Origin of the sequence: Pseudomonas sp. PA-4-8C (genome assembly GCF_021606625.1) — a bacterium.
In the GTDB taxonomy this organism is placed as follows: Bacteria; Pseudomonadota; Gammaproteobacteria; order Pseudomonadales; family Pseudomonadaceae; genus Aquipseudomonas; species Aquipseudomonas lactis.
On sequence record NZ_WKCD01000311.1, the window covers coordinates 1 to 6,053 of the forward strand.

Annotated in this window: 5 protein-coding genes; all 5 read right to left on the reverse strand. The window is 59.9% G+C overall.

The genetic code is table 11. The features are described from left to right. Nucleotides 1-229: 229 nt before the first annotated feature. The 5 genes from GIW04_RS26775 to GIW04_RS26795 all read right to left on the reverse strand — a co-directional run bounded on the left by GIW04_RS26775 (nt 230) and on the right by GIW04_RS26795 (nt 5,907). Nucleotides 230-397 carry a type III secretion effector protein gene (locus tag GIW04_RS26775; protein WP_120249165.1) on the reverse strand — a complete coding sequence of 56 codons (168 nt, stop codon included), beginning with the start codon at nt 395-397 and terminating at the stop codon, nt 230-232. A 287-nt stretch (nt 398-684) separates the two neighbouring features. Further along, nucleotides 685-1,707: a hypothetical protein gene (locus tag GIW04_RS26780; RefSeq protein ID WP_003190238.1), complete on the reverse strand. Its 1,023-nt coding sequence runs from the start codon at nt 1,705-1,707 to the stop codon at nt 685-687. Nucleotides 1,708-1,941: 234 nt separating this feature from the next. Then, nucleotides 1,942-4,335, reverse strand: a complete 2,394-nt coding sequence (locus GIW04_RS26785) for a TonB-dependent siderophore receptor (RefSeq protein WP_120249150.1) — start codon at nt 4,333-4,335, stop codon at nt 1,942-1,944. Nucleotides 4,336-4,432: 97 nt separating this feature from the next. After that, nucleotides 4,433-5,380, reverse strand: coding sequence for a FecR family protein (locus tag GIW04_RS26790; RefSeq protein ID WP_032900512.1), 948 nt, complete (start codon nt 5,378-5,380; stop codon nt 4,433-4,435). Nucleotides 5,381-5,406: 26 nt separating this feature from the next. Next, the gene (locus GIW04_RS26795; protein WP_003190233.1) at nt 5,407-5,907 is read right to left on the reverse strand and encodes a sigma-70 family RNA polymerase sigma factor; all 501 of its coding nucleotides are present in this window, start codon (nt 5,905-5,907) and stop codon (nt 5,407-5,409) included. Nucleotides 5,908-6,053 lie beyond the last annotated feature (146 nt).

A 6,053-nucleotide genomic window follows, 5' to 3' on the forward strand; every position in this document is an offset into this window, starting at 1 on the left:
TTGTACGGCCGGCAGGTCGGGGGGGAGCGGTCGTCCGGAAGGTACTACACCCTCGATTGTCATGGGTTTTCTCCAACTCTTTTCAGATGTATATCCGCAGGGTGATCTGTGCCGCGATGGGCAAAATCAACGAATAGACTCCACTCAGGCAGGCACCTCATGTGTGGTTGGATGGACTCGACAGTTCCGCGTGAACGACTAATACCAATGACAGCATGTAAAACCGTGATCAATCCAGCTTTAGCCTACGCCACCAGCCTGCCAGGCTGTTGATCAAGCCGGTGTCCTTCAATGAATCGCCGTCGCCCCCCGCCCCCTGCCAGTCCGCCAGCAGGCCCCGGGAAAAATCATCCGAAACGGGTGCCTGGAATTTGCGCTCGCCGGCATAAGCCTTCATGCGCCTCGCCTCGGCCTCATATTCGGTCGACGCAAAGGGAAGGTTTAGTGAGGGTGCGCGCTCCTCACACATCTGCAGTTTCGCTGACTGGGTAGCGTGCAAAAGCTCGAGAGGGCCGGTTTTTGGGGAATTAAACGAGGTTGAAGTCATATGTTTCCCTCATTTGGAAACTGAAAAACGGCGTGCCAAATCACACCCGCATACCACCTATGTGGCAATCGGGCGTCATTCGTTCCTTGAAACATATAGGGCTGGCGCCGCCTTCGAGAGGCGGCGCCGAAGAACGATCAGCGGGACAACAAGTACAGTCCTGTACGGCTGATTTTTCCGTCGTCATCTTTACTGGCGCGATTATCCATCCGCTCAAGCGCATCACTGCGCTTGAGTATTTCCTGGGACAGCTGAATCAAATGGTCCTTGGCCGCGTCGCCGGTAAGCGGCTGGCGGGCCAACTTCTTCAGGTCACGGATTTTCAGGCTTGGCCCCCCGCTCCCGTTCTTCAACTCGTCGAAATGCTCAAGCAGCTCGCCGGCCAGTTCCTTGTCGGTCTTGTATTTGAAGTAGTTTTCTCCTTTGATCACCGCGTTCAGGCTGTGCCGGTCGATAAGGCCATCCAGAGCGCCCGTGGAACCGTGCCGGTCCAACGCGGCCATCAGCTCCGGACGCCGTAGCAGCTCATTGGCCAGGCGAATGTTCTCGTTCATGACGGGGTTAGGCGAGTACCCTCTTTTCGCCATCGCAAGAATGCTGTCAACACTGATGGAACGAGGGTTCTTCCGGTCTCTGAAGGCGTTGAAGCTGTCACGCAGTTGCTGCGCCAGCTCTTCACTACTCCTCAGGGAGTACTGTGGATCAGGCCTGCCGGGCGCGGGTGGATACGGTCGACCGGCCGTCGGGTCGGGTCGTGGCGGTGGATTGCTCTCAATGGGATTGGGCCTGGGTGGCGGGTTGCTGCAACCTGGGTTCGGCCGTGGCGGCGGATGCCCACAACCAGGATGCATGGGTGGCCGATGCCCAGAGAACCAGTGGCTGATCCAGTGCTTGAGTTGGCTCAGGAAGTTCTGCATGGCCGGCGGGTTGTGGTGATGCCCAAGCACATCTGCCGCGGTGGTTGGCGACTGGTGATGACTGAATACAGGCCCGGCCTTGCTGTCCCCGGTTTGAAAATTCACATGGGCAGCCTGCTGACCATTGAAGGAAGGCGTAGCAGGCGCCTGGCGGGTATTTTTGATCTCGGCCTTGGCATTGGCCGGTGAGAGGTCAGGCGTTGATGACGCAGAGACGGGTGCATCCGACATCGATACCGACATACGTTTCTCCATGACAGTGGGCGATTTTCAGCTTGTCGCTCCAACGCAATGTCGAAGCCCATCAGCTTTCCCATGTGTGGTTTTGCGTCGGAATCAGTTCCTGATCCAGCAATAATATGTGCGGGGGCGATGTAGGAAACAGAGGGTGGCCTGCCGATTATCAGTGAACAGAGCGCTTGACCCAGGCAAAAAAATCGCAACCCTGGGGTTGCGATCGTTCCTACCGACTACAGATCAGAACCCCACGCTTGCCTGTACGAAAAACGTGCGAGGCTCACCCAGGTATAACCCGGCATTGTTATCGCTGGAGCGCGTGTAATGCTGCTGGTCGAAAATGTTTTTTACGCCCACCCCCAACTTCAGATTCGCTAGTTGCGCGCCAAAGTCATAGCCACTGCGTACGTTGACCGAGACATACCCTGGGATATCACCGTATTGACCATCCGCAGTGCCTTGGGTGATGTAGGTGGTGCCAGTGCCCGGCGCACGTTGGCCGGACTGGGCATAGACGTCAAGGTTGTGGGTCCAGTGGTTGACGTCGTAACGCAGGCCCAGGGTCGCCACTTGGCGGGAATACAGTGGCAGGTCACGGCCCTTGAACGGCACATCACCTTCGGAGGTGGCCTTGGTGTAGGTAAAGCCCGCGTTGGCGGTCAGGCCGTCGAGGCGCGGGTCGAGGTTGGCCAGGTCGTAGTGGGCCGATGCTTCGATACCGCTGTGCTTGGTGGCGCCGAGGTTGGTCCAGCCCACGTCATTGCTGACGTATTGCAGTTCATCCGAGAAGTCGATGTAAAACAGCGTCACTTCGCCACCCCAGACGCTGTCGTTGTAGCGCGTACCGACCTCGTAGGTCTTGGCCTTTTCCGGGTTCAGGCCGTTGGCCGTCTGGTCGCCGGTACCGCCCTGGCCCAGTTGGAAATACTGCAGGCTGCCGAAGGAGGTTTCGTAGTTGGCGAACAGCTTCCATGCGTCAGACACGTGGTACATCACGCTCAGCGCCGGCAGCGGTTCGTTGTTGTGGACTTCGCGGCGTTTTTCCTCGGTACGCTTGCCGTTCAGGGCCACGACCGGACGATCATGCCATTCGGTGCGGATGTCTTCGAAGCGAATACCAGGGGTGATGGTCCATTTTCCGATATCGATTTTGTTATCGATATAGAAGGCGTTGGCTTCGGTGCCCCCAGTACGGTCCTGGTATACGTGGCCGTCGCTCTGCCCGCCCGGCGTCGGCACGTTGTTGACCAGATTCAGGCTGCTGGCCTCCTCGTGCATGCCCTCTTTGAGGTAGCGATAACCCACACTGACTTCTTGGGTACTGGGCCCCAGGTCGAACACATGGGACACACGCGGCTCGATGCCGAAGGTGTAGTAGGTACGCGGATAGGAGCTGAGGGTCTTGAGGTCGCGGTTGGCAATGTTGCTACCCCGGAAACTGTCGGAATAGTACGTCAGCACTTCGGCCTGGGTGCGGTCGTCGATCTGGCGGATGTACTTGAAGGACACGTCCTTGCGGCGCCCGCTGAAGTTGTCCCAGTCGCGTACCGACTGGTACGGGTTGGCGTCGAACTGCTTCTGGGTCAGGCCGCCGGGCATATCGGCGCTGGCATCGTAGTAGTGGAAGTTCAGCGAGAAATCGTCTTGATCGGTCGGCGCCCAGTGGGTCTTGAAGATCACGTCATCGATATCGTTGCCGTTGTTGCTGTTGCGGTAACCGTTGCCGTTGACCCCTGAGTACAGCAGCGCGGCGCCGATACCGTTGTCGGCCGTGCCGCCGACAAAGGCGTTCTCCACATGTTTCCAGCCCCCGTGGGCGGAGGTTTGCAGGGTGGTGCCGACTTCCCCGGAGAAGTCTTGCGGGATCGCACGGGTTACGAAGTTGATCACGCCGCCGACGTTCTGTGGGCCATAACGCACCGAACCCGCGCCACGGACAACGTCGATGCTTTCCAGGTTACCGGCAGAGATCGGCGCCATCGAGAGCTGTGGCTGGCCGTAGGGAGCGAACGCCGCCGGTACGCCGTCGATCAGCACGGTGGAGCGCGGCGACAGGCGCGACGTCAGCCCGCGTACACCGACGTTGAGGGAAATATCACTGCCACCGGTGCCGTTGGATTCCTGCACTTGCACGCCAGGCACGCGGCGCAGGACGTCACCGACGTTCATCGCGCCCTGCTCTACCATGGCTTCGCGGCGAATGACCGTGCGTGCGCCGGGATGGTTCTGCACCACTTCGGCATCGGCGTCGGCAAGCCAGTCGCCTACCACCTTGATATCGGTCACACCCAGCACCAGCGGCGAGCCGGCTTCACCGGTGCCGTTGATCACCGGGCGCAAGGTCACGGAGCCGGCGTCAATCTGGTAATCCAGGCCACTGCCTTGCAGCAATTGGCGCAGGGCTTGTTCGGGCGAGAGGTTACCATCGACCGCGGGGGCTTGCTTGCCGGCCACCATATCGGGGCTGAAGAACACTTGCAGCGAGGTCTGCTGGCCCAACTGGCTCAAGGCTGCGCCCAGGGGTTGGGCACGGATGTGGATGCCTTCGACAGCCTGTGCGGTGCTGATGGCAACGGCCAGGGCCAAGGGCGCCCAGCGAGAGATTTTATTGTTGTGGATGGCGAGTTTTTTCACGTCGAACCTAGTCCTGTGATCGCAAGCATGCGCGGCCGTTAATGCAAACCAGTTGCAGTTGCAGGAGAAGACGAAGAACTCGAAAAAAACCTGAATGTCAGCGTGAAATAATTTCCTGGCTACCGTCCGGCAAGGTGCGCAAGGCGACCGGCAGGATGTGGGGCAAGGCCTTGAGCAAGGCGTCGGTGTCGCTGGATTTGAAAACGCTGGTCAGGCGCAGGTTGCCCACCGCTGCCGTACTGACACGCAGCGGTTGCTCGCGGTAGCGCGACACCTCCCGCGCCACCTCACTCAGGGTGGCGTTGTTGAACACCAGTTTACCGCTGCGCCACGCGGTGAGTTCTCCAGGGTTTACCGCGTAGGCCGCTGCCACTTGGCCTAGGGGATCGACATGGGTGCCATGCCCGGCGGTGAGCGTGACAATGTGATCGGACGCCTGGCCCTGCACCTTGACCGTCCCGGCTTCGACCGCCACGCGAGTCTGGTCCGCATCCAGGCGCACATCAAAGCGCGTGCCGGTGACGGTCACCTGCCCTGCCCCGGCGGCGACTACAAACGGGCGGCCAGCGTCATGTTGCACGCTGAACATCGCCTCGCCCTGTTTTAGCTCCACGCCTCGCCAGCCCTTTTCGTAGTGAACCGCGACCACGCTGCGGCTGTTGAGGTCCATCACGGAACCGTCGGGAAAAGTCACCTGGCGATGCTCGCCCACTTGCGTGCTGAATTCGGCATTGTAGGACTTAGGCTCAAACACGCTGAATACACTCAAACCCACTGCAACGGCGACCACACTGGCGGCCACGGCATAACGCAGCAGCGCACGCCGCCCAAGGCGCTCGGTCGGGGCATCGCCCAGCGCCTGCAAGCGGGCCTTGGGCAGTAAATCCGTAGCGTTCCATAGCCCTTGCAGCACATCGATTTCGTACTGATGCGCGGGCTGCGCTCCACGCCAGGCATCGAAACGTTGACGTTCCTGGGCGCTCAATGGGCCGTCTTGCAGGCGCACAAACCACTGCGCGGCCTCATCACGGACACGGTTATCCATCGTGGAAGATCCTGTTTCAAAGCCGGTCATGGCGCGCTCGCATCCAGACGATCACGCAGATGCCGCAGGGTGCGGATCATATACTTTTCCACCATGTTTTTAGACAGCCCCAGGCGTGTGGCGATTTCCTGCTGGGTGAGCCCTTCGATCTTCTGCCAGATAAAAACCCTGCGACAGTTGAGCGGCAACTCGGCCAGCGCCCGCTCGACGGCGTCGGCCAACTGGATCGCGTGCATGTAATGCTCCGGGTCGCCACTGTGAGGCGTGCTGTGATCAACTGCCTGCTGCGTCAACGCCTCGCGGCGGTCTTCGCGGCGGTAGGCGTCCACCGCAATATTGCGCGCGGTTTGATGCAGGTAGGCGCGCGGCTGCGCCACCTCGCAGGCAGCGGACTCAAGCACCCGCACGAAGGTGTCGTGCGCCAGGTCTTCGGCCTGCTGACGGTTTCTCAGGCGACGTGTCCAGGTGCCGATCAACTCTTCGTAGTGCTCGAAAAAGCCTGTTCTGCGGGGCGGCTGAGGAGTCATCGCGGGAGCACTGGGGAGGCGGGGCGTGAATAGTAATGCTTCCTATTAAGCGGGGCAATTGCTGCCCATCGCCCACTCACTATTTGTTCGAAATGACCTCACTCATGTATTGATGCAAATCGCGAAAGTCTTTAACACTCCAGGCA